Consider the following 22,645-nt stretch of genomic DNA (forward strand, 5'->3'; position numbering starts at 1 on the left):
GCGGGCGGACCGGAACGGGTCCGCCCGCCGGACGCCGGGGCGCCGGTCAGGCCGTGGTGCCGGTGACCGACGTCCCCGACTTGGTGACGTGGTAGGTCACCGTCGCCCCGCTCCAGTAGTGGAAGGTCAGCGTCACCCGGGCGCCGTCCCTGACCTCGGCGAAGAAGTCGGACGTCAGCCTGGTGACACCCGCGCTGTAGTCGGGTGCGAAGGCGCGGTCGAACTCCTTGTAGGACGTCCAGGAGTGCGGTCCCGCGTTCGTTCCGTCGGCGTACTTCGCCTCCATCGTGGCGAGCCTGTCACCGCGGAAGTCGGTGGGGACGGCGAAGGAGCCCGTCGTGCCGGTGGCGTTCCGCAGGATCGGCGTGTCGTGGGTGACCAGGTCGATCCGCCACGGGACACCGCGCGAGAACCGTGCGTACAGCACCGCGTTGGTGCCGTAGGCCCGCGACCCGCTCAGCCGGGTGAGCGCGGAGGCGGTGATGGTGAGCCGTTCGCCCTGGAGGGTGTAGTCCCTGCCGCGCACCAGGTCGGTGGAGCCGTGGCGCAGTCCGGCGAACGAGGTGCCGTTGAGGTTCAGGGTGATCGTCTTGTCGGTGACGGCCGCCGAGCGGGCGCTGAACACCTGGTCGGTCGAGGCCGTGCCCGAGCGGGTCGTCCAGCTGGACTTGATCTGCGCGAACAGCTCCGGGTCGTTCCACCGGAAACCGGTGCGGTGGAAGTGCTGGCCGTTGTCCCAGAGCATGGTGGTGATCTTCTTGGTGCGGGCGTAGTGGCCGAGGAACTCGAAGAACTTCAGCTTCTCGCCCTGCTGGACGGTGCCGGTGTGCCGGTCGAAGCCCAGCAGCCCGTACTCGCCGAGGATCACCGGGACGCCCTTGGCCACGAAGGTGTTGTGGACGCGGTCGAAGGCGTCGGTGAGGTCCTTCTGGGCGGTGGCGTCGAAGCGCGTTCCGCCCGCGACGTTCACGCTGAACGGCCAGTAGCCGTAGTAGTGCACCGTCGCGGCGAGGTTGGGGTCGTCGAGGGCGTCGAAGGTGGCGGTCAGCTCGTCCAGCCGTGCCTGGTCGGCCGAGGTGTGGAGGGTCGGCAGGACGAGCAGGCGGGTCGCGTTGTTGCCGCCCGAGCCGCGCACGATGCGGTGGAAGGAGGTGTTGAGCTCGTTCAGCAGTTCCGCGTTGTGCGCGTCACCGGAACCGCCGGTGAACTGCGGCTCGTTGACGCTCTCGAAGACCAGCCTGGACGAGTGGTTCCGGAACGCGGCGGCCAGTTGCTTCCAGGTGGCGTTGTAGCGGGAGAGCACGCCGGTGCGGTCGGCCGGCATGTTCGCGATCCACTGCCAGGAGTCGTGGTGGACGTTGATCATGACGTGGAAGCCGTCCGCCAGCGCCCAGCCGACCACTTCCCTGACCCGGTTCAGGTAGGCCGCGTCGATGGTGTGGTCCGGCGCCGGGCCCTGGTGCTGGCCCCAGGTCACGGGAATGCGGATGCTCTTGAACCCCTGCGCCCTGACCTTGTCGAGCAGTTCCTCGGTGATGCGCGGGTTGCCCCACGAGGTCTCGTCGCTGCCGGTGGCGTCGAGGGAGTTGCCGAGGTTCCATCCGGGCTGCATCGCGGCGACCTGCTCCATCGCGCCGCCCGTGGCCTGCCGGCCGTGCGCGGTGGGCGGTGCGGTGGTGCCGGCCGCCGCTCCGGTGCCGCCGGCGGCCAGCACGCCCAGTCCGGCGAGCAGTGCGACGATGCCGCTCGCCAGCGGACGGACCCACCCTCGCGTCGTTCTCGTGGTGTCGCGTAAACCGGGCATGGCGCTCCTCGTGGTTGCGTACTGCGGTGGGGGGAATGGGCGAGCGCGTCCGCGGCAGGCCGGGGCCGCGTGTCCGAGCGCTGCTTCGCCGCGATGTTGGCATTGGCGCACCGACGGCGCAAGGGCGTTGACGCAAAACCGGTAAACCCCGTCGCCTGCCGATAAGGACTTCAGGGGGGAAACCGAGACGTTCGACTGCGGTTTCGACCGCGGTGCGTCCGGCTCCCGGCGAATTGTCGAACGGAATTCGACGGCCGAGCCGCCGAGTTCGGTTCGCCGCGGTTGCCGGCCGCCGGCCGTGTTCCGCCGCCCACGGCCGCCGCCGCGGGCTCCGGGCCTCGGATTCGCCGTCCGGTTCCGGAGCGGGGTGCGGCGTGTGCGGGTGCGGAAGCGCCCGGAGGCCGGAGCCGGCGAGGCCTTGCCCGCCCGGGGGGTATTTCGTTCCGGGAGGATTTCGGATTTCCCCGTCCTCGGACGGCAGCGGCTTCCGCCGTTCCGCCACGGCCGGAACCGCTAATCGCCCCGGCCCGGGCCCGCCCGGTCCGTCCGGAAAACCTTTCCCCCTTCGGAACGCCGGGGGCGTCCGGCATCCGTCCTTTCGGCCGTGGCCGTCCGCACGGGGAATTCCGCGCCGCCGTCTCCCGGAGAACCCGACGCGGGGCGGCGGGTTCTCCGGGGGACGGAGGCGGGGGGCGCCCGCCGCGTGAGCGGACCGGGCGCCCCCCGCCTCCGTGCGTCGTGCGTGCGTCAGTCCACGATGACCGCGTTGCGCGGCGCCCCCGTCGGCAGGACGAGCGCACCGCCGAAGTTCTCCTCGACCTCCGCCTTCTCCGCCGCGTTCGGGTACGGGTTCTTGCAGGAGGTCCCGGCGGTGGAACCGGACATCAGGCTGGAGCAGGGGCCGGGCTTGCGGTCCGGCAGGCCCAGGATGTGGCCGAGTTCGTGCGAGGAGATCCGGACCGTGTCGTAGCCCTGGTTGACGGCCTGCCGGCCGATGTAGACGGTTCCGTTGCCCAGCGCGCCGGGGAGGGCGCGGGGCCAGCCGTTGTCGGCCAGGATCCGTATGTTGGCGCGCTGCCCGGCCGCGACCGGCCTCAGCTCGACGCCGTCGACGCTCTCGTTCCAGATCGCCGCGCCCCGGTTGACCGCGGTCTTGAACTCCGCGGCCCCGCTCGCGTCGTAGGTGAGTACGCGCGGCGCGAGAGCGCCGTCCGCGGTCGTGGAGGGGACGGCGGCGGCTTGGCCGCCGGCCAGGGCGAAGGCCACCGCGAGAGTGGCGGCGAGACCGCGTACGAGCGTGCGGACGTGCATGGTCGACCTCCTTGTGGGGGGAAGGTAGGCGTGAGCATGACACACTCCGGGTTCTCTGCCCACCGGGACCGGCCGGCAATCCGTCAACCGGCGCGGCCGCCGGTCCCCACCACCTCGTGCGGGTCTTCCGGGGACCGCGGACTCCGGTTACCCTCTGGACGCCCGATCGGAGGACCCTTCCCACCCCCACTCACAGGAAAGCGGTGTCCCGATGCCGGAAACCACCACCCCGGCGGAGCGCCGCCGGCGGTTCGACCGCTCCGCGCTGCGGGCGGACCTGCGCGCGGCGTTACCCGACGCCACCGCGGCACTGGCGGTCACCGCGGGGATCTTCGCGTGGCTGTACGCGCGCGTCTCCTCCGGAGAGTCCATGACGCTCCAGGTGATGCCGGACCTGGCCGACGCCGACCGGTACTGGATGTACTGGCTGTGCCAGGCGTTCGGCTGGTCGGGGCTGCTGTGGGCGTGGATCACCATCATGCTCGGCCTGGTCAGATCCGGCGCCCGTCCGGGACGGGTCGGGGTGCCGGCGGCACGGATCGAACGGTGGCACCGCACCACCGGCCTGACCACGATCGGGCTCATGACCGCGCACGCCGCCATGTTCTTCGCCGAACTGGTGCGCGGCAACGAGGACGGGCTGTCCTGGCCCGGACGGCTGGCCACCTCCTTCGCCGAGGTCTTCGTCCCCGGCTTCTACTCCTCCGGGACGGGCCGGATCGCCATCCTGATCGGCCTCCTCGCCCTCTACCTCGCGATCCCGCTCGGCCTCCTCTACTACCTGCGCCGGACCACCGGTCCGCGGATGTGGCGGGCCCTGCACCGCTTCGTGATCGTGGTCTACGTCCTGAGCGTGTGGCACACCCTGCTGTACGGCACGAACGTCTGGTACGACAGCGCCTTCCGCACCCTGGTGTGGCTGCTCCAGCTGCCGGTCGCGGTCCTGCTCCTGGTCCGCCTCCTGGCTCCCGCGCGCCCCGGCGGACGCCTGGGCCCGCGTGATGCCGCCCGGAGCCCCGGCCCGCTGTCGGCGGCGCGTCTGATCGGCCGGGTCGCCGCCGCGGCCACCGTCGTCGTCCTGCTCGTGGTCGTCGCCACCGGCCGGGACGGGGGCCGCACCCCCGGCGTCACCGGCGCCGGGCTGAACGTCGGTCAGGGGCAGGTGTGGGCGGGGCTGGCCGTGCTGCTCGTCGCCGTCGCGGTCGTCGCCCACCGGCTGCGGCCCGCCCGGCGGACCGTGACGGACCGGGCCGGTTCCCGGCGTGGCGGACCGCCGTTGGATTAAGGGCTCCGTCTGACGGGTTGCCGTACCATGCCGGCCCTGCGGAACGACGTCGTCAGACGGCCGAGGGCCGCGGACGCGGGCCCGCCGCCGGCCTTCCGGGCAGGGGTGCGGACATGTCCGTCCGGAGGCCGGCGGCGGGCTCATGGGCGGCTCAGTGGTCGGCGCAGCACGGCGTCGGGTCCGGGACCTCGAAGGGGACCAGTGTGCCGCCCGCGGCGGGCATCGCGGCCAGGACGAGTTCGCCGTCGCGCCACTGCGGCCGTACGTGACCGCGCGTCGAGATCCGCTGGTGCGGCGGCGGCGCACCGGGGGCGCCGAGCACGGTGACGCGGTCGATCGCGGAGCGCGACAGGAGGTCCGCGACCGTCAGCGTGCCGGTGAGCTCCCGGGCGCCGGGGTACAGGACCGCGCGGCCCGCCGCGTCCGGGGCTCCGGGACGGACCTCGTACCCCTCGGCCGTGAGCCGCTCCCGGACGGCGCGCAGCGCCGCCTCCGAGTCCGCCGCGAAGGACAGCGCGATGTGCGGCCGTTCGCCGTGGACCAGGTGGGTGCAGCCGAACACGTCCTCGGGGAGGGCGAGTCCGGCCGCCAGTTCCCAAAGCAGGCGGTCGGCCTCGCTCAGCGTCGTCACCGGTGTGCCGGCCCCGATCGCGTACTCGGGGCTCATGAGGGCAGGACCCACACGGGGTTGGAGTAGAACCACAGGTCGCGCCACGGGTCCGCGTCGCCGACGACGTCGATGGCGGGACCCGCCGGGTCCACGGCCGCGCCCATCAGGCCCGTGGCGGAGCGGTTCCCGTCCGTGCCGCGCAGGCGGACGTACAGCGGGCAGTCCACCGCGCCGAGTTCGTGGGTGATGCGGACGGTGCCGGCGGACCTGCCGACCTCGTACGACGCGGCGACCCTGGTGCCCGGGGCGGTGAAGGCGTCCCTGTCCGAGACCTCTCCCGTCACGTCCCCCTGGATGACGTCCACGCGTGCCAGCCGCGGCACGAACCCCGCCCAGTTGGGCTCTCCCGCGAGTGCGACGTCGACCGTCAGCGTCACCTTCGTCCCCCGCCTGACGTGGAGCGTGCCGCCGAGCGTGGCCCAGCGGCCGCCGCCGGAGAGGCGCACGTCGAGGCCGCCGACGAGTTGGCCGTGGTCGACCCAGACGCGTCCGGCGCGGATGCCGTCCATGACGGCGGCGTAGGAGAATCCGGCGGCGCCCACGTGGGTGCGGCTGTACTGGCCGGGCCAGTAGTCGCCCTCGGTGAGGTCGATCCCGCCGCCGTACACGGGGTCGGTGTGCCTGCCGTTGGCGAGGTAGTCACCGTCCGGGCCGCCGCGTACCGCCGTGTCCGCGTAGACGTGGTGCGAGTCGGAGTTGGCGGTGATCCACCACGGCTTGCCCTCGGCGAGGAGGCTGTCCCACAGGCCGCCGACGGTGGCGGTCATCCAGTCGAAGCCGCCCCAGGTGCGGTAGCTCTCCAGCGGGTACCCGGGGAAGGAGTTGGCGCCCGGGCTGCCGTCGTAGAGGCCGCGGGCGCGGCCCATGCCGGTGGACTTCTCGATCCCGGCGGCCTGGTGGCCGGGCGCGCCCTCCATGCCGACGGCGATGCGGCGGCCCGTGCCGGTGGTCGCGTCGCGCCAGTTGCGGATCTCGTGGGGCGAGTCGATGCCCTTGCGGGCGGGGTGGTTGGCGAGCATCAGGGCGTCCTCGACCTTGCGGCGGCGGACCTGCTCGGCGAGGAAGTTCAGGCCCGCGATGGCGAGGGCCTCGTTGGCGGGTGTGCTGTCCGTGGCCTTCCGCACTCCGCCGTCGTACGACGTCTCGAACTGCTTGAGGACGGCGACCTCGTTCCTGCCGGGGTGGACGAAGACGGTGCCGTGCTCGGCGGCCGGGATGTTCCACTCCAGGCCCTGGAAGACGAGGGTGTCCTTGTAGGCGGCCCGGGCCTCCCGGATGTCCGGGTTGACCTTCTCGACGCCGATCCTGGCGTGGGTCTCGTTGCCGTGGTCGGTGATGACCATCCAGTCGAGGCCGTGCCGGGCTCCCTGGCGGACCTGGTCGGCGACCCGGTACTTGCCGTCGTTGCTGTACTGGGTGTGGATGTGGTGGTCGCCGGCGAGCCAGAGGAAGCCCTTCCCCCGGGGGGCTTCGGGGGTGCGCGCGAAGGCCGTGGCCCCCTGCGCGAGGACGTTCCCCGCCGCCAGCCCCGCGCCGAGCAGTCCCGCGCGCCGCAGCATGGAGCGGCGCGACTGCTGGTCGGGGGTCAGGGCCTCGTCGGGTACGGAGGTGTCGAAGGCGGCGGGCAGCCCGGCGCCCTCGTGGCCGTGGTGATGGTGGTGGTGGCCGTGCCCCATGTCGTTCTCCTGAGTCCGGTGCCGCCGCTGCGGTCGCGTGAGGGGGAGACTCGCCCCGGAACGTGAACGCCGAACAACCGGAAGATGATCATCCTGAGGCCCTGTCACGGCGACTCGCCCCGCCCCTCCGGCGCTCCCGCGGCGGATGCGCCCGGCCGGAGCGGTGGCACCGCTCCGGCCGGGCGCGGGCGGCGGGTCAGGACAGGCGGCCGTCGTAGTCGGGGAGCTTGAACGTGCGCTCGGCGTGCCCGCCGACCAGGTCGGAGTCCCGGTTGCCGATGTTGGCGATGATCGTGTAGCCCTTGGCCTCGATCTCGGCGCGCTTGCCGGTCTTGTAGGCGCTGACCTCGTTGAAGAGGTCCGGCAGGTCCCGGACGTACAGGCCGGTGACGGGGTAGCCGACGGCCTTGAGGTTGGACTGCGTCAGACTGCCGATGATGCCCGGCCGCGCGGTGACGAAGAAGACGGCCACGCCCCGGCTCGCGGCGTAGCGGGCGAGTTCGAGCGAGGGCGCCACGGCCGGGGTGGGGTACTGGTACCAGGGGTGGAAGTCCGTCTCCAGGGCGGTGTTGTCGACGTCGAAGACGACGGCGAGTCTCTGTCCCGCCGCGCCCTCGGTGCGCTGCCGCACGTACGGCATCGCCTGGTCGATGACGGCCCGCACCTCGCGCTGCCAGGCGGCGTGGTCGATGTCGGCGGCCTGCGCCGCCGCCGGGGCGGTCCGGGCCCGGACCGCCGGAGCCGCGGAGCCCGCGGCGGGCGCCGCCACCGCGGAGCCGGCTCCCGCCACCGTCAGCCCCAGGGCCAGGGCGGCCGCCGCCGAGCCGATCCGGTACCGCACACCGCGTCCTGCCATGCCGGTCTCCTCCTGTAGAGGTCGCCGCGGCGGGCCGCCGCACCGCGCCCCGCCGCGTTCTTGGTCATGTCACGGTCATGATCGCGGCGGTGCGTGGCATGGGCGCGACGCGTGGATGACCCGGCAGTGGACGGTGGTTGTCGGATCGGCTCGGGCGCGTGCGGCACCGCGGGCGCAGCAGGCGCAGCGGCGCGGTGGCCCGGCGGTCACCGGCCGGCGGCGTAGTTCCGCAGCGCCCGCCGGCAGTCGCGCAGCAGCCGCTCGTCGGTGTCCACCCGGCAGCGCATCCGGCCGCCTCCCCCGGTGTTCCCGTGCCGCCGCGGGCTTGCCAGTTCCGCACGGAGCAGCGGTTCCCAGGTCTCGGCGCCGGCTCGTCCGAGGACGGCGAGGACGGCCGCCACGTCCGGACGGTTGGTGACGTCCCCCTCCCACACGCGCGCCGCGCACCGCAGTGTCTCCTCCGCGTCGCCGCCGACGCGCCACAGCGCCGTGAGGAGCGGACCCCCGGCCCATCCGCCGGCCGCTTCCCGGGACGCCGCGAGCTCCCTGATCCGGGGCAGCACCCCGGCGGCCGCACGTCCCAGGCGGGCCGCGACCGACAGGGCCTCGTGGCGCGGCAGCCACCGGTCCGATGCCAGACCGTCCGCCAGCGCGGCGAGCACCCCGGGGGTCGCCCCCTCGGCCGCGGCCACGACGGCGACGGCCCCGTACCGGCCGGCGGACGGCGCGTCGTCCACCAGCCGGCGGATCAGCGGTACGGCGGACAGCGCTTCGGCCGCCGCCTCCGGCCCCAGGGCCGCGACCGCGTCCAGGGCGGGTCCCAGCAGGCGCGGCCCCCGCTCCCCGGCGCCGCGCAGGACCCGCAGCAGCGGGGGGAGGCACTCCAGCGCGCCCGTGGCGGCCGCCGCACCGGCCAGGCGTTCCCAGGTCCACGGGTGTTCCCACGGGTCGCCGGCGTCCAGCCGCCGGCACAGCACCGGCACCAGGGGCGCGGAGGCGGGGCCCAGCCGTCCGACCCACTCCGGGAGTTCCTCCGGTACGCGGCCGTGACGCAGCGTCTCGCGCAGCGCCGGTACGGCCCGCGCGTCGCCCTGCGCCGCGAGCGCGCACACCGCCGCGCCCCAACTGGTCTCCGTCCACCGCGACTGGGGCGGGAAGCCGGGGCCGGACGCCACCCGCTCCGCCAGGTCCCCCACCGCCGGGCCGCCGATGGGATGGAGCCATATCAGCTCGGCGGCGGCCATGTGTCTCAGGCCGGGGTCCGCCTCGTGCAACCGCTCGCCCAGCAGCCTCACCGGCGTCTCGTGCGGTCCCCGCCATCCGGTCAGCAGCAGCCCGGCCATGTCGATCGCGGCCCTGCGCTGCTCCCGGTCGGGGCTGCGCAGCTGGTCCTCCAGGAGGGCGAAGCGCCCGGCGATCCGGTCGTCCAGCGCCCGGTGCAGGTCCTCCAGCAGCTCGGTCGCCCACCGCGACCGGGCCGGGGGACGATGGGCGCTCTCCAGGGCGCGCAGGTACGCGATCATCGTCGGCGTCCGCGGCGGGGCCTCGGCGGGTCGTTCCTCGCGGGGCGGGGTGCCGCGTGCCGTCCGCATCTCGTCCACCGCGATGCCGACCGTCCCCTCCGGAAGCCTGTGGGGCGCGCACCGGGCGAGCTGCACGAGCGCCGCCAGCCGTACGCCGGTCCCGTCCGGCTCCGCGCACCCGCGACCGCCGGTCAGCGCCTCCAGGGCGTCGCACGCCTCGTCCGCGCACTGCTCGTGCCGTCTGCCCAGCTCGCCCAGGGCGGCGACCAGGGACCGCAGCACGGCGCCGTCCCGCTCCACGGCCAGCCGGTGCCTCAGCAGGCGCAGCACTTCCCCCGGTTCGCCGTGCAACTGCACGAGGGCCCGCGGCAGCGCAGCGCGCAGCGCCGGGTCCGGATCGTCCACCAGGTCCAGCAGCAGACCGCCGCGCGCCCTGACCTCCCTCTCCGCGCTCGCGTACCAGGCGATCCACTTCTCGTGCTCCTCCCCGTACTCGTCCAGCGCCTCCAGTTCGTCCAGGTCGCGGCCGTCGCCGTCGATGCCGCACAGCAGCTCCACGAGGTCCGCCCGGCCCGGCAGGCCCTCCGTGCGGACCAGTTCGAACAGGAACGGGACGCACGCCACCGTGGAGTCGTAGACGTCCCCCTGGTGGTGCACCGCGCCGTACATCCCGTCGAGGGCGATCTCGCGCTCCGCCGCGTCCTCCGAGGCCAGCCCCCTGAGCAGCCGGGGCACATCCGACGCGTCCCCGTACGCGTGCACCATCGACGCCCAGTCGACCTCGTCGAGGCCCTTCAGCACATCACCCACCCCGTCCCGCACCCCTTCCGGCACATGCAAGGCCCCCGGAACCTCCGGCCGGCCCGGACGAGCGAAGACTGCCGCACACCTCTGACAGACTCCCCGCCGCGCCCCGGACGCCGGGCGCGCGGCGGGACGCGCAGGCACAGGTCCGGGCGGTCCGGCGGGTCGGCCGCACCTGGGAGGAGCGCCGCCGGGGGTGAGCGGTACGCCCGCGGGGGACGGCGTCGTCGATGCCGTCGCAGCCCACGACGGCGAGGCCGCCGGGGGACGGACCGGCGCGGAGCACCGCGTGCGGCGGTCCCCGGGGGCGTGGGGCCGGCCCGCCGCACGACGACGCCTCCCTCCTTCCCGCATCGGCACCCGCGAAAGGGGAACCTCACACCTGCCGGGCCGGCGTCCGTCCCCGGGGAGACCCTGTCGCGCGCCGGGCGGGAGCGGGTTCCCGCCCGGGTCCGCCGCCGGTCCCGGAGCACACCCTCCGTCCCCACGATCACGAGGAGTCGCCGGTGAGCGAGAAGACGACATGCGCGGTCATCGGCGGCGGCCCGGCCGGGATGGTGCTGGGCCTGCTGCTGGCCCGGGCCGGGGTGGAGGTCACCGTGCTGGAGAAGCACGCCGACTTCCTGCGGGACTTCCGCGGCGACACCGTGCACCCGTCCACGATGCGGCTGCTGGACGAGCTGGGGCTGTACGAGAGGTTCGCCGCCCTGCCCCACAGCAGGATCCGCCGCATCTCCTTCCCCCTGGGCGACGGGCGGTCGGTGACCCTGGCCGACTTCGGCCGCCTCCGCGGCCAGCCCCACCCGTACGTCGCGATGGTGCCGCAGTGGGACCTGCTGAACCTGCTCGCCGAGGCCGGGCGGGCCGAGCCGGCCTTCACCCTGCGCATGCGCCACGAGGTCACGGGGCTGCTGTACGACTCCGGCAGGGTCGCCGGTGTGCGCTACCGGGGCCCCGACGGGCCCGGCGAGCTCCGCGCCGACCTGACCGTGGCCTGCGACGGACGCCGGTCGACCGTCCGCGAACAGGCCGGCCTCGTGCCCCGCGAGTACCCGGTGAACCTCGACGTGTGGTGGTTCAGGATCCCCACCGCCGGTCCCGTCGAGCCCGCCCTGCTCCCCCGTTTCGGACGCGGCAGGGCGTTCGCGGCGATCCCCCGCGAGGGATACCTGCAGATCGCCTACCTCGGCCCCAAGGGCGCCGACGCCCGCCTGCGCCGGCGGGGGATCGAGGCGCTGCGCCGCGACGTCGCCGAGCTGATGCCCGAGCTGTCCGGCGCCGTCGGCGCCCTCGCCTCCATGGACGACGTCAAGCACCTGGACGTGCGGCTCGACCGGCTGCGCCGCTGGCACACCGACGGGCTGCTGTGCATCGGCGACGCCGCGCACGCCATGTCGCCGGTGGGCGGGGTGGGCATCAACCTGGCCGTCCAGGACGCCGTCGCGGCCGCCCGCCTGCTGGCCGCTCCCCTGCGCCGGGGCCGCGTCACCGGCCGGGACCTGGACGCCGTCCGGCGGCGCCGCCTGCTGCCCACCGCCGTCACCCAGGCCCTGCAGCGCCTGCTGCACCGCAGGCTGATCGGTCCCGTCCTGCAGGGCCGGAGCGCCGCCCCGCCCAAGGCCCTGCCGGCCCTCCTGAGGCGCCTGCCCGGGCTCTCCGCCGTGCCCGCCCGCCTCATCGGCGTCGGCGTCCTGCCCGAGCGCGCCCCCCGCTTCGCCCGGCGGGGCCGCACCGCCGCGTGAGCGGCCCGCCGGCCCCGCGCACCGTCCCCGGGAGGCATGGAGACCGCCCTTGCCCTACTGTTCTGGAAGAGGCCGGGAGGGCCCGCCGGCGGCGGCCTCCGTGCGCCCCGCGCGGGATGCCCTCCGGTCCCCCGGCGGCGTCCGCCGCACGCACGGTGCCGGCGCCGCCACGGTGCGGAGCGCCGGGGAACGACGGTCCCCGGGCCCGGCGCCGACGTCCACGCCCCGGACCCCCTCCCCGCACCCGGGGACCCGCCCCCTTGCCGGAGAACCCCATGGCAGACGCCCTCCGCGACGGAGGTCCCGAGCCCGGCGGGCGAATACCGGCCGGACCGCTGTACGTGCCCGTCCGGCCCGGTCCCCGCGGCTGTGTGGCCCGTCTCTTCCGCGCCCCCGGCGGGCACCGTACCGCCGTCGCCTTCACCACTCCCGCGCGGCTGGCCGCCGCCCTCGGCCGGGAGCACCGCTGGGTCAGGCTCTCGGCGTCCGCGCTGCGCTCCCTCACCGCGCCGCTGGGATGCACCTCCATCACCATCGACCCGTGGGCCGCCGAACCCGCCCGGCGGCGTCCCTCCCGTGAGCTCCCCGCGGGTTCCCGCGGGCGCGGCCGCACGGGGCGGAGGGGGCGGTACGCGGCACACGGCCGCGCGGAGTGGCGCACCGGCCCGGAGTAGGTCCGGGCCCGCGGGGAACCCCCGGAACCACGAGGGCGGTGCCCTCGCCGGGGGCTTCGGCCCCGGGCCCACCGGAGGAGTCCGAACATGATCTCCCAGACGTCCGGCGAACCGGCCGGCTTCGCGGAGCTGCGGCTGCGGGCCGAGCTGCTGCACGCGCTGTCCGGCCTGGGATACGAGGAGCCCACACCGATCCAGCGGGAGGCCATCCCTCCCCTGCTGGAGGGCCACGACCTGCTCGGCCAGGCCGCGACCGGCACGGGCAAGACCGCGGCCTTCGCCCTCCCCCTGCTGGAGCGCACACCGCCCGACGGCCGGGGGGCGCCGCCGGCCGGGCTGGTGCTCGTCCCCACCCGCGAGCTGGCCGTCCAGACCTCGGAGGCGATCCACCGCTACGGCCGGGAACTGGGCACCCGGGTCCTGCCCGTCTACGGCGGGCAGTCGGTGTCCCACCAGCTGCGGGCGCTGAGCCGGGGCGTCGACGTCGTCGTCGCCACTCCCGGGCGCGCGCTGGACCACATCGGCCGCGGCAGTCTGCGCCTGGACCGCCTGCGCACCGTGGTGCTGGACGAGGCGGACGAGATGCTGGACATGGGGTTCGCCGAGGACATCGAGGCGATCCTGGACGACACCCCCGAGGACCGGCAGACGGTGCTGTTCTCCGCGACGATGCCGCCGCGGATCGAGAAGATGGCCGGCCGCCACCTCCAGGATCCGGTCCGGATCCGCATCGAGCGGCCGGCTCCGGCCGCGGACGAGGCGCCGCTGGTGCGGCAGACCGCCTACGTCGTCCCCCGCGCCCACAAGCCCGCGGCGCTGGGGCGGGTCCTGGACATGGAGGCGCCCACCGCGGCGCTGGTGTTCTGCCGCACCCGCGACCAGGTCGACCAGCTCGCCGAGGCCCTCGGCTCCCGCGGCTACCGGGCCGAGCCCCTGCACGGCGGCATGAGCCAGGAGCAGCGCGACCGTGTGATGGGCCGGCTGCGCACCGGGACGGCCGACCTGCTGGTGGCCACCGACGTCGCCGCGCGCGGACTGGACATCGAGCACCTCAGCCACGTGGTGAACTACGACCTCCCCAGCGCGCCCGAGGCCTATGTGCACCGTGTGGGCCGCGTCGGCCGGGCCGGGCGCGAGGGGGTCGCGATCACCCTCGCCGAGCCCCGTGAGCACCGCATGCTCAAGACGATCGAGCGCGCCACCCGGCGGACCATCGGCGTGCAGGCGCTGCCGACCGTGGCCGACCTCAGGGCGCGCCGGATGGAACTCACCCGGGCCGCCCTGCGGGAGGCGCTGCTGGAGGACGGCCACGAGTCCTTCCGCGCGGTCGTCGAGCCCCTCACCGAGGAGTTCGACGTCATGGAGGTGGCCCTGGCCGCGGTCAAACTCGCCCACGAGGCCACCGGGGCGGACGGGTCGGAGGAGGAGGAGATCCCCCACGTCCCGTTCCGGCCGGAGAGGCGCGGGGGCGGCGACCGCGACGCCCGGCGCGAGAGGCCCCGTGCCGGGCGGGTCCCGGGGCGGGGGATGACGCGTCTGTTCATCGGGGCCGGCCGCGCCGCCGGCATCCGCCCCCAGGACCTGTTCGGCGCCGTGGTCGGGGAGTCCCGTCTCGAAGGCCGGGACATCGGCAGCATCGAGATCGCCGACCGGTTCTCCCTGGTGGAGGTCCCCGAAGCGGCCGCCGACGAGGTCGTCCGCGCGCTGCGGAGCGCCACCATCAAGGGCCGGAAGCCCACCGTCCGCAGGGAGCGCGGGGCCCCGCGGTAGGCACGCTCCCGGGGCGTCCGCCGGGGGCGCGGGGGCGCGGGGGTCATCGGACCCGCTCGCCGGGGTACACGCGGGACGACGTCCTGGCGAAGGGGGTTCTCCTGTGTCCGAGTCATCGATGCGGGCGGTGGGGTGGGCGCGGTCGATACCCGCCGCCAGCGAGGTCAGAGCGGCGCGGCAGTGGGCGCGCGAGCACCTGGACTCGCTCGGCTGGACGGCCACGGCTCCGGAGACGGTGGACGCGGTGCTGCTGACCGTGTCGGAGTTGGTGACCAACGCTCAGAAACACGCGCGCAGCAGCGCTCAGCTGGTGCTGGTGTGGGACAACCGGTGCCTCCACGTGTGCGTGCACGACTCCTCCACCAGCCTTCCCGCGCCCCGCTCCCCCAGCACCGAGCGCACCTCCGGGCGCGGCATGTTCCTGGTCGACGCGCTGGCCGACGAGTGGGAGGCCCATCCCTGCACCGACGGGAAGACCGTCATCGCCTGCTTCCGCCCGCCCGGCGGCACCGGTTCCGACGGCGGGTCCGGGGAAGGGACCGGCTGAGCGCACAGGGGGCGGCCGGGGCGGACCCGGGCGCGGCGGCGGGCGTCCGGTGCGGCGGGCCGGCGGCCGGGTTCACGCGGGGTGCTCCGCGGTGTCGTCCGGTCCGGCGGCCGTGTCCGCCAGCAGGGCGTTCACTCCCGTCAGGAAGCGCCGCACCGCCTCCTGCTCCTCGGGGCCGAACGTCCTCAGCAGTTCCACCGTTCCGTCGATCAGCGGTCCGAAGTGCGCCCAGCCGAGCCGCTTGGCGCCGTCCCCGACGGTGAGCAGGACGCGGCGCCGGTCACGGGCGTCGCGGACGCGTGCGATGTGGCCGCCGTGTTCGAGGCGGTCGATGAGGGCCGTGGTGCCGGCGGAGTTGAGGCCCAGCTGCGCGCCGAGCCATCCCGCCGTCGCGGGTGTGCCGGCGCGCTCCGCGTCGAGCAGGCAGATCAGCGCCCGCACATCGGTGGGGTGCATGCCGTTGCGGGCCGCGAACTCGCCCTGCCTGAGCCCGTAGGCGACGGTGACGGCCCGCAGCAGGTGGAAGATCTCCAGCTCGGCTGTCTCCTCCGCTTCCTCGCGCATCCGCGCACCTCCACGCTCCCGGGGTTTCACCGCGCCCGACATCCGAATAATATCTCGCCGAACGAGATTGTCGTTCAGCGAGCTTATTCCGTCGCCCGCCGTCCGCTTCCCGCGAGGACACCCATGACGATGCAGGCCTTCCACGCGGCGTACGACGCCGTGCTGGCCTCCCGCTGGCCCGCCGACACCGACCACACCACCGTCCCCACGCCCTACGGGCCGACCCGTGTCAACGGCTGCGGCCCCCGCCACGCCCCGCCCGTCGTCCTCCTGCCCGGCGGCGGCAGCGCCACCTCCACCGCCTGGTTCGCCACCGCGTCCGTGCTGGGCCGCACCCACCGCGTGCACGCCGTCGACCTCGCCGGAGCCCCGGGCCGCGGCGCCTCCCCCGGCGGGGCTCCGCCGGTCCGCACCGTCGCCGATCTCATGGCGTGGCTGGACGCCGTCCTCGACGCCCTGGACATCGACGACACCGCGCTGTGCGGCCATTCCTACGGAGGATGGATCAGCCTGCACTACGCCCTCCGCTCCCCCCGGCGGGTGCGCCGCCTCGTCCTGCTCGACCCGACGAACACGTTCGTCCCGTTCAGCCCCCGTTACCTGCTGCGCGCCCTTCCCCTGCTGCTGCGGCCCACCCCGGCCCGCAGCCGCTCCTTCCTGCGCTGGGAGACCGGCGGCGCACCGCTGGACGACTCCTGGCTCGCGCTGCAGGCCCACGGGGCCGGCCTGCCCGCCGCCAGACCCGTCACCGGCCCCCGGCCCGGCCCCGCGGAACTGCGCGCCCTCCGAACACCGACCCTGCTGCTGCTCGCCGGGCGGTCACGCGCCCACGACGTCCGCGCGGCGGCCGCCGCGGCCCGGCAGGTCCCCGCCATACGGACCGAGATCCTCCCCGACGCGACACACCACACCCTGCCGACGGCGTCCCCGCCCGGCACCGACGACCGCATCGCCGCCTTCCTGCGGCAGTGACCCGCCGCGGGCCGGTCGGCGCCCCGGCGCCCCACCGTCCCGGGCCGCGGGGGGCACGCGTTCACCGCCCGCTCCCCGCCACCCGTTACGGAGGCACCGCCGGGGGCGTTGTCCGGAGCGCCCGCCCGTCCGTCCGACCCGGAGGTCGCCCGTGTCCGACCACGCCCTGCCCGTACCCGTCACCGGCTCCCCGGACATGGTGGCCGCGGAGGAGACCGCCGCCGCCCGGGCGGCGATGGTCGCCCGCCTGGAGGCCGCCGGCGATCTCCGTCCCGGGCCGCTGCGCGACGCCCTGCTGGCGCTGCCCCGGGAGGTGCTGATGCCCCAGGCGTACGTGCGGCGCAGCGCGCCGGACGAGACTCCGCCCCGCTGGGACCTGCTGGACTGGTCGGCGGCCGAGGACCGGCGGGAACTGCTCGACGTGCTGTACGGCGGAGGAAGCGTCCCCATCCAGCACGACGGGGAACCGATCCTGGGCCGGGTGCGCGGATCCCGGCGCGGAGGCTCGATCACCTCGATGTCCAGCGTGATGGGCATGACGGCCGGGCTGCTGCACCGGTTGGACCTGCGGCCGGGGCAGCGGGTGCTGGACATCGGCACCGGCTCCGGGCTCACCGCCGCGATGGCGTGCCTGGTCTGCGGCGACGCGCGGGTGGTCACCGTCGACCGGGACCCGCACATCACCGCGGCCGCAAAGGCGCGCCTGTCCGCGCTGGGCTGCGCTCCCACCGTGGTGACCGGGGACGGCGAGGCGGGCTGGGCCGGTGCCGCGCCGTACGACCGGATCCTCGTCTCCTTCGCCGTTCCCCGCGTGCCCGCGGCGTGGGTGGAGCAGCTCGCGCCCGGCGGTCTGGCGCTGGCCACCGTCTCCACGCGCTCGCCGTCGTGGCCGGGCCTGGCCGTGGTCACCAGGACGCCGGACGGACTTCCGGAAGCCGAGCTGCGGGCGGTGGAGTTCGGGCACCGCGCCGGCCACGGGCTGGACCACCTCTCCCTCTCCCCGGCCTTCCGGGAGCGGATCGCCGCCGGGAACGGCAGCACGTCGCACAGCCGTCTGGCGCCCCCGCCGGACGCCGCGCGGGGCATGTGGCTGGCTCTGGACCATCTTCACCCCGGTCTCGTACGGCACTTCGGTGCGGAGCACCTGGTCGTCGGCGCGCCCGAGTGCGGTTCCTGGCTGACCGTCCGCCCCGGCGGAGAGGGCGTATGGACCGTCACGGCCTCCGGGCCCCGGGACATCTGGGACGAGATCCAGGACACCGCCGCCCGGTGGCGGGCCGCCGGGGAGCCCGGCGCCTACCGGCTCGAGTTCGGCCCGGGCGGGGAGCAGTGGGCGAGCGCCGGGCACGGCCGCGGCACGCTGTCCTGGCGGCTGCCCGGTCCGGGCGTCCAGGACGGAACGGTGCCGCGGTGAGCGCGCCGCGGCCGTGCCCGGCGGCGGGGCGGGACGGCGCGGGTCCCGGTTCCGCCTGTCGGGGCACAATGCCGCCGCTTCCGGCGCGCGGCCGGTAGGTTCCGCTTCCGCGGGCGGACGGGACGGCGGCACCGCGGGACGAGCGGTCCCCGGCGGGGCGGACCACCGGCCGCGCCACACCGCCGGACACCTCACGATCGGCCGGCCGTGCCGCGGGCGTCGCGTCCGCGGCGGGCCGGCCGGGAAACGGAGTACAGCGCATGGGGCCTTCACCCACCGGCCGGCTGTTCCGCACGGACACCGGTTTCGACCTCGTCCTCACCCGGACGTTCCCCGCGCCCGCCGAGGACGTGTGGGCCGACATCGCCGAACCCGACCGCACGGCGCGCTGGTTCGGGCCGTGGGAGGGGGACGCCGCGCCCGGGCGGACGGTCAGGGTGCGGATGGCGGCCGAGGACCGGGCCCCGTGGTCCGATCTGCGCATCGAGGCGTGCCAGCCGCCGCGGCGGCTGGCCGTGTCGATGACCGACGAGTCCGGGACCTGGCGGGTGGAGCTCCTGCTGTCCGGTGCCGGGGGCTCGACGGAGCTCCGGCTGGTGCACCACCTCGGCACCGCGGAGGGCATCGGGGAGATCGGGCCCGGCTGGGAGTACTACCTGGACAGGCTGGTGGCCGCGCGCGACGGCCTGCCCGAACCGGACTTCGCCGCGTACTTCCCCGCGATGCGGGCCCACTTCGAAGAGCTGTCCGCCCGGACCGGCGCCTGACCGCGCGGCGGGGACTCCCGCCGCGCGGACCCGGGTCCGGCCCGCCCGGAGACGAGGACATACCCCCATGACCACCGTGCGCGGAACGTCCGTGGACGTCCCCGTCCCGGACGGCGTCGCCGACGCCCACCTGGCCCGCCCCGACGACGGCGCGCCCCACCCCGCGGTCCTGTTCTACATGGACGCCTTCGGGCTGCGTCCCCGTCTGAGGGAGATGGCCGACCGCCTCGCCTCGGCCGGCTACACCGTGCTGGTTCCCAACGTCTTCCACCGCCACGGGCGGGCGCCGGTGGTCGACCTGCCCGACTTCATCGACGCGGACCGGCGCTCCGAGCTCTTCCGGCGCCTCGGGCCGATCATGCGGTCGCTGACGCCCGAGGCGGCGATGCGCGACGCCGGCGCATACCTGCGCTGGCTGGAGACCTGTCCCGCGGCCGCCGGCGGACCGGTGGGCATCACCGGCTACTGCATGGGGGCCGGGCTGGCGCTGCGCACCGCCGGCACCCACCCCGCACGGGTCGCCGCCGCGGCCGGGTTCCACGGCGGGCGGCTGGCCACCGACTCCCCCGACAGCCCGCATCTGCTCGCCGGCCGCATCACCGCGGAGCTGTACTTCGGCCACGCCGACCGGGACCCCTCGATGCCCGCCGGGCAGATCGCCCGTCTCGACGAGGCGCTCACCGCCGCCGGGGTCCGTCACCGCTCCGAGGTCTACGCCGGCGCATCGCACGGCTTCACCCAGGCCGACACCGCCGCGTACGACGCCGAGGCGGACGCCCGTCACTGGAGGGCGCTGCTGGACCTCCTCTCCCGCGCCCTCTGACCGGCCGTGGGAAGCGGGAGGCCCCGCGGGCACGGCATCCGCCGTGCCCGCGGGGCCTTGGGGACGTGTCCTCGGGGGGCGGCCGCGCGCCCCGGGGGACACGGGGCGTCAGGTGAGGGCGAGGAGGGTGGTGAGGACCCGGCCCAGTTCCGCCTCGGGGTCGGGAACCTCCTCGGCGGTGCGCCAGGCGACGAACCCGTCGGGGCGGACGAGGACGGCGCCTCGGGGGGTGATGCCGTGGCGCCGGGCCCAGTCGGCGTCCTCGGGGGCGAGGCCGGGGTCGGGGGCGAGGTCGGCGTCGGGCCCGGTGCCGACGCGGTAGGAGGCGAGGGGAACGGACAGCCGGTCGGCGATGCGGTGGGCCGCTTCGTGCCAGGCCGTGGTGGAGGCGTCGCTGAGGAGGACGGGGGTGCGCTCGTAGAGGTCGAGGGTGGAGACGCGCTCCCCGCCGCGCCGGAGCCAGAGGTGGGGGGCCCGGGTGCCGGGTTCGCCGGTCAGCCTGGGGACGCGGGGGAGGATGGGGGCGCCGGGGTCGGCGCCGATGACGGCGCCGCGGGTGTAGCGGTAGGCCAGGGCGGTGGCGAGGATGGCGGCGCCCGGACCGCCCGGGCCGCCGGCACCCCCCGGACCGCCCGGGCCGCCCGGGCCGCCGGGGCCGGGAACGGGTTCGGGCGTGTAGCCGGGGTGGTGGTGCTCGGCGGCGCGGTCCGAGGCGCGGGTGGCGGTGGCCTGGGCGATGGGACGGCGTTCGGCGTCGTAGGTGTCCAGGAGTCCTTCCCCGGCCCAGCCGTGGTGGACGGCGGCGAGTTTCCAGGCGAGGTTGTGGGCGTCCTGGATGCCGGTGTTGGCGCCGAAGGCCCCGGTGGGTGACATCTCGTGGGCGGAGTCGCCCGCCAGGTGGACGCGGCCCGAGCTGTACCGGAGGGCGACGCGCTCGGCGGCGTGCCAGGCGGCCCGTCCGGTGATCTCCACGTCGAGGCCGGGGTCGCCGATGGCGCGGCGGATGTGGTCGGAGCAGCGGGCGTCGGTGAAGTCCTCGAGGGTTTCGCCCTGTTCGGGGTGCCAGGGGGCGTGGAAGACCCAGTTCTCCTTGTTGTCGACCGGTAGCAGGGCCCCGTCGGCCTCGGGGTTGGTCAGGTAGCACATCAGGAAGCGGCGCTCCCCGACGACGTCCGCGAGGGCGCGGGACCGGAAGGTGACGCTGACGTTGTGGAACAGCTCGCCCGGCCCGCTGTGGCCGATGCCCAGCTGCTCGCGGACGGGGCTGCGGGGACCGTCGGCCGCTACGAGGTGGTCGGCGCGGATGGTGGTGTGCTCTCCGGTCTGCCGGTTCTTGACCACCGCGGTGACGCCGTCCGCGTCGGGGGTGAAGGAGATCATCTCGGTGGCGAAGCGCAGGTCGCCGCCGAGGGCGCGGGCGGACTCCAGCAGGACCGGTTCGAGGTCGTTCTGGCTGCACAGGCACCAGGAGCTGGGGCTGACGCGGGCCAGACGGCCGTCGGGGTCCATCTGCTGGAACAGCCACTCGCCCTCCTCGCCGGTCAGGGAGGGCGCCTGGAAGATGCCGTGGTTGCCGGCCAGGGTGGCGGCCGCCCGCCGGACGGCCGGTTCGATGCCGGCGGTGCGGAACAGCTCCATGGTGCGGACGTTGTTGCCCCGTCCGCGCGGGTGGGTGGAGGTGCCGGCGTGGCGTTCCACCAGGGTGTGCCGCACCCCCAGGCGTCCCAGGAACAACGAGGTGGACAGGCCCACCAGGGAACCGCCGACGATGAGGACCGGAACGGTCAGGTCGGCTTCGTTGTGCATCTCTCGCCTCCAGTGCGTCGCATCACCACCGGCGCCCTCAGACGCGGGCGCCGGTGGTGATGCATGCCACCGTGTCCGGTCGGCTTGCCCCCGCTTCACCCGATCGATTCCGCCGCGGGAGCCGTGTGCCGGGGCCGCGGGTCGTGTGCCCGAGGGGGGCGGGGGTCGCGCTGCCCGGCGTCCCGGCACGCCCGGGGCGGTTCGCCGGGCTCGCACGGCTGAAGGGCCGTCACGTCGCATGGGTGTGCGGCGGTGTGGCGGCGCCTCATCCGGCCGGTCCGCTCCGGGCGTGCCGGGAGGCGGGCCCGCCGTGCGCCTCCGGTGGTGCGCCTGCCGGGCCGTCACCTGATCGATCCGCAGGATTTGCGGGGCCGGTGGGCCCGCCAGACGATCAAGAACGTGGCGGGCGGCGCCGAGGCGAAGCGGCGCCGGTTTCCGTGTCCCTCCACGGTTTCCGTTTCCCCCTTTGGTGAAGGAGAGGTGTGCCGGATGACAGCCTCGGGCCGTGTGCCGCAGGTGTCGGGCGGTGTCTCCCAGTCGGCGTTCGACGGCTCCAGGCTCCGGGTGGTGCTGCTGCTGGAGGTGAAGGACGGGGCCCAGGAGGAGTTCCTCACCGCGTACGAGCGGATGTGCCACCGGGTGGCGTCCACTCCGGGGCACATCCGCGACCAGGTGTGCCAGTCGGTGGAGGACCCCGCCCAGTGGCTGATCACCAGCGAGTGGGAGAGCGCCCCGCCCTTCCTCTCGTGGGTGAACAGCGAGGAGCACCTGGAACTGGTCAAACCGCTGCGCGCCTGTGTCCGCAGTATGCGGTCGCTGCGGTTCGGCGTGGTGCGGGAGACCGGTTCCGGGCAGCTCCCGGCAGACCTGCCCCAGGTGTCGCCCCGCCGGGGCGACGGGGTGGTGCGCCACGCGGTGACCTACACCGTCGTCCCGGGCAGCGAGTCGAAGGTCGCCGAGATCCTGGCCGGCCACCCGCTGCCCGGGACGGAGGAGGGCGACCCGGTGCGGTTGTGCCGCACCGCGCTGCTCCTCCACGGCAACCGCGTCGTGCAGACCTTCGAGCTGCGGGAGCAGCGCGGTGACCTGCTGACCTCCCTGCTGCATCTGGCCGGCCTGCCCGAGGTGCGTGCCGTCGAGGAGCTGCTGGCCCCTCACCTGCAGCAGGAGCGGAACCTGGACGAGGTGTCCGCGGCGCGGGTGTTCTTCACCCGTGCCGCACTGCCGGCCGTGCACCACGTGGTCTCCTCCCGGCCCGCCTCGCCGCGGGTGCGGCGGTGCGCGCTGTCCTATCCGGTCGGGGCCGGCCGCGGCGAGGAGCTGGCGCGGCTGCTGGCCCGTCAGGACCAGGCCGCGGCCGCCGACCCGGACGGTCCCCTGCGCGCCGCCACCGTCTTCCACCGCGACGACCTCGTCGTCCGCCTGGTCGACGTCGACGGCGATCCGGAGGAGACGCCCGGAACGGTGCTGGGCCTGGCCGGGGACCGGGCCGCCGCCGAGGTCGCGCCCCTGCTCGACACCGGGGCCCCGGGCCTCGGCGAACCCCTGGCCGGCGACCGCGCGCTGCTGCGTCTCCTGGCGCACGCCGGGATGCGGACCCTCGCCGATCTCGCGGCGCCCGGCCTGTGACCGCCGGC

At 75.3% G+C, this 22,645-nt stretch carries 18 protein-coding genes; 10 read left to right on the plus strand and 8 right to left on the minus strand.

Annotated features, from left to right (window positions below; all coding sequences use genetic code 11):
• Positions 1-46 precede the first annotated feature (46 nt).
• Together ABD358_RS20130 and ABD358_RS20135 are read right to left on the minus strand one after the other, a co-directional pair.
• Positions 47-1,804, minus strand: a complete 1,758-nt coding sequence (locus ABD358_RS20130) for a cellulase family glycosylhydrolase (RefSeq protein ID WP_344632475.1) — start codon at positions 1,802-1,804, stop codon at positions 47-49.
• Positions 1,805-2,551: 747 nt separating this feature from the next.
• Complete coding sequence (locus ABD358_RS20135) at positions 2,552-3,115, minus strand: snapalysin family zinc-dependent metalloprotease (protein WP_344632476.1); 564 nt, start codon at positions 3,113-3,115, stop codon at positions 2,552-2,554.
• A 211-nt stretch (positions 3,116-3,326) separates the two neighbouring features.
• Between ABD358_RS20135 and ABD358_RS20140 the strand changes: the two genes are divergently transcribed.
• The gene (locus ABD358_RS20140) at positions 3,327-4,400 is read left to right on the plus strand and encodes a ferric reductase-like transmembrane domain-containing protein (protein WP_344632477.1); all 1,074 of its coding nucleotides are present in this window, start codon (positions 3,327-3,329) and stop codon (positions 4,398-4,400) included.
• 151 nt (positions 4,401-4,551) lie between these two features.
• On the opposite strand, the gene ABD358_RS20145 is transcribed toward ABD358_RS20140, so the two are convergent.
• From ABD358_RS20145 to ABD358_RS20160, 4 genes are all read right to left on the minus strand, one after another.
• Positions 4,552-5,067: a hypothetical protein gene (locus ABD358_RS20145; RefSeq protein ID WP_344632478.1), complete on the minus strand. Its 516-nt coding sequence runs from the start codon at positions 5,065-5,067 to the stop codon at positions 4,552-4,554.
• Entirely contained in the window at positions 5,064-6,746 is a 1,683-nt protein-coding gene (locus ABD358_RS20150; RefSeq protein WP_344632479.1) for a PHP domain-containing protein, read from the minus strand. Before ABD358_RS20150 ends, ABD358_RS20145 begins: the two co-directional genes overlap by 4 nt.
• A 196-nt stretch (positions 6,747-6,942) precedes the next feature.
• Complete coding sequence (locus ABD358_RS20155) at positions 6,943-7,602, minus strand: HAD family acid phosphatase (RefSeq protein WP_344632480.1); 660 nt, start codon at positions 7,600-7,602, stop codon at positions 6,943-6,945.
• A 206-nt stretch (positions 7,603-7,808) separates the two neighbouring features.
• Positions 7,809-9,935 (minus strand): PBS lyase, encoded by a 2,127-nt coding sequence (locus tag ABD358_RS20160; protein WP_344632481.1) that lies wholly within the window; start codon positions 9,933-9,935, stop codon positions 7,809-7,811.
• A 224-nt stretch (positions 9,936-10,159) separates the two neighbouring features.
• Between ABD358_RS20160 and ABD358_RS20165 the strand changes: the two genes are divergently transcribed.
• The 4 genes from ABD358_RS20165 (at position 10,160) to ABD358_RS20180 (ending at position 14,662) form a co-directional block, all read left to right on the plus strand.
• Entirely contained in the window at positions 10,160-11,671 is a 1,512-nt protein-coding gene (locus ABD358_RS20165; protein ID WP_344632482.1) for an FAD-dependent oxidoreductase, read from the plus strand.
• A 275-nt stretch (positions 11,672-11,946) separates the two neighbouring features.
• Positions 11,947-12,345, plus strand: a complete 399-nt coding sequence (locus ABD358_RS20170; protein ID WP_344632483.1) for an SAV_915 family protein — start codon at positions 11,947-11,949, stop codon at positions 12,343-12,345.
• 87 nt (positions 12,346-12,432) lie between these two features.
• Positions 12,433-14,115: a DEAD/DEAH box helicase gene (locus ABD358_RS20175; protein ID WP_344632484.1), complete on the plus strand. Its 1,683-nt coding sequence runs from the start codon at positions 12,433-12,435 to the stop codon at positions 14,113-14,115.
• Positions 14,116-14,218: 103 nt separating this feature from the next.
• Entirely contained in the window at positions 14,219-14,662 is a 444-nt protein-coding gene (locus ABD358_RS20180) for an ATP-binding protein (protein WP_344632485.1), read from the plus strand.
• Positions 14,663-14,734: 72 nt separating this feature from the next.
• Here the strand turns inward: ABD358_RS20180 and ABD358_RS20185 are convergent, their stop codons facing one another.
• Positions 14,735-15,226 carry a MarR family transcriptional regulator gene (locus tag ABD358_RS20185; RefSeq protein WP_344632486.1) on the minus strand — a complete coding sequence of 164 codons (492 nt, stop codon included), beginning with the start codon at positions 15,224-15,226 and terminating at the stop codon, positions 14,735-14,737.
• A gap of 123 nt (positions 15,227-15,349) precedes the next feature.
• Between ABD358_RS20185 and ABD358_RS20190 the strand changes: the two genes are divergently transcribed.
• The 4 genes from ABD358_RS20190 to ABD358_RS20205 all read left to right on the plus strand — a co-directional run bounded on the left by ABD358_RS20190 (position 15,350) and on the right by ABD358_RS20205 (position 19,202).
• A complete protein-coding gene (locus tag ABD358_RS20190) occupies positions 15,350-16,198 on the plus strand; it encodes an alpha/beta fold hydrolase (RefSeq protein WP_344632487.1) in 849 nt (282 codons plus the stop codon).
• A gap of 151 nt (positions 16,199-16,349) precedes the next feature.
• Entirely contained in the window at positions 16,350-17,612 is a 1,263-nt protein-coding gene (locus ABD358_RS20195; protein WP_344632488.1) for a methyltransferase domain-containing protein, read from the plus strand.
• 260 nt (positions 17,613-17,872) lie between these two features.
• Positions 17,873-18,379 (plus strand): SRPBCC family protein, encoded by a 507-nt coding sequence (locus ABD358_RS20200; RefSeq protein ID WP_344632489.1) that lies wholly within the window; start codon positions 17,873-17,875, stop codon positions 18,377-18,379.
• Between the two features lie 67 nt (positions 18,380-18,446).
• On the plus strand, positions 18,447-19,202 hold the full coding sequence (locus tag ABD358_RS20205) for a dienelactone hydrolase family protein (protein WP_344632490.1): 756 nt from the start codon (positions 18,447-18,449) through the stop codon (positions 19,200-19,202).
• Between the two features lie 108 nt (positions 19,203-19,310).
• On the opposite strand, the gene ABD358_RS20210 is transcribed toward ABD358_RS20205, so the two are convergent.
• Positions 19,311-21,008 (minus strand): FAD-dependent oxidoreductase, encoded by a 1,698-nt coding sequence (locus tag ABD358_RS20210; protein WP_344632491.1) that lies wholly within the window; start codon positions 21,006-21,008, stop codon positions 19,311-19,313.
• Positions 21,009-21,497: 489 nt separating this feature from the next.
• Between ABD358_RS20210 and ABD358_RS20215 the strand changes: the two genes are divergently transcribed.
• Complete coding sequence (locus ABD358_RS20215) at positions 21,498-22,637, plus strand: SchA/CurD-like domain-containing protein (RefSeq protein ID WP_344632492.1); 1,140 nt, start codon at positions 21,498-21,500, stop codon at positions 22,635-22,637.
• Positions 22,638-22,645 lie beyond the last annotated feature (8 nt).

The organism is Streptomyces glaucosporus, assembly GCF_039533345.1.
In the GTDB taxonomy this organism is placed as follows: Bacteria; Actinomycetota; Actinomycetes; order Streptomycetales; family Streptomycetaceae; genus Streptomyces; species Streptomyces glaucosporus.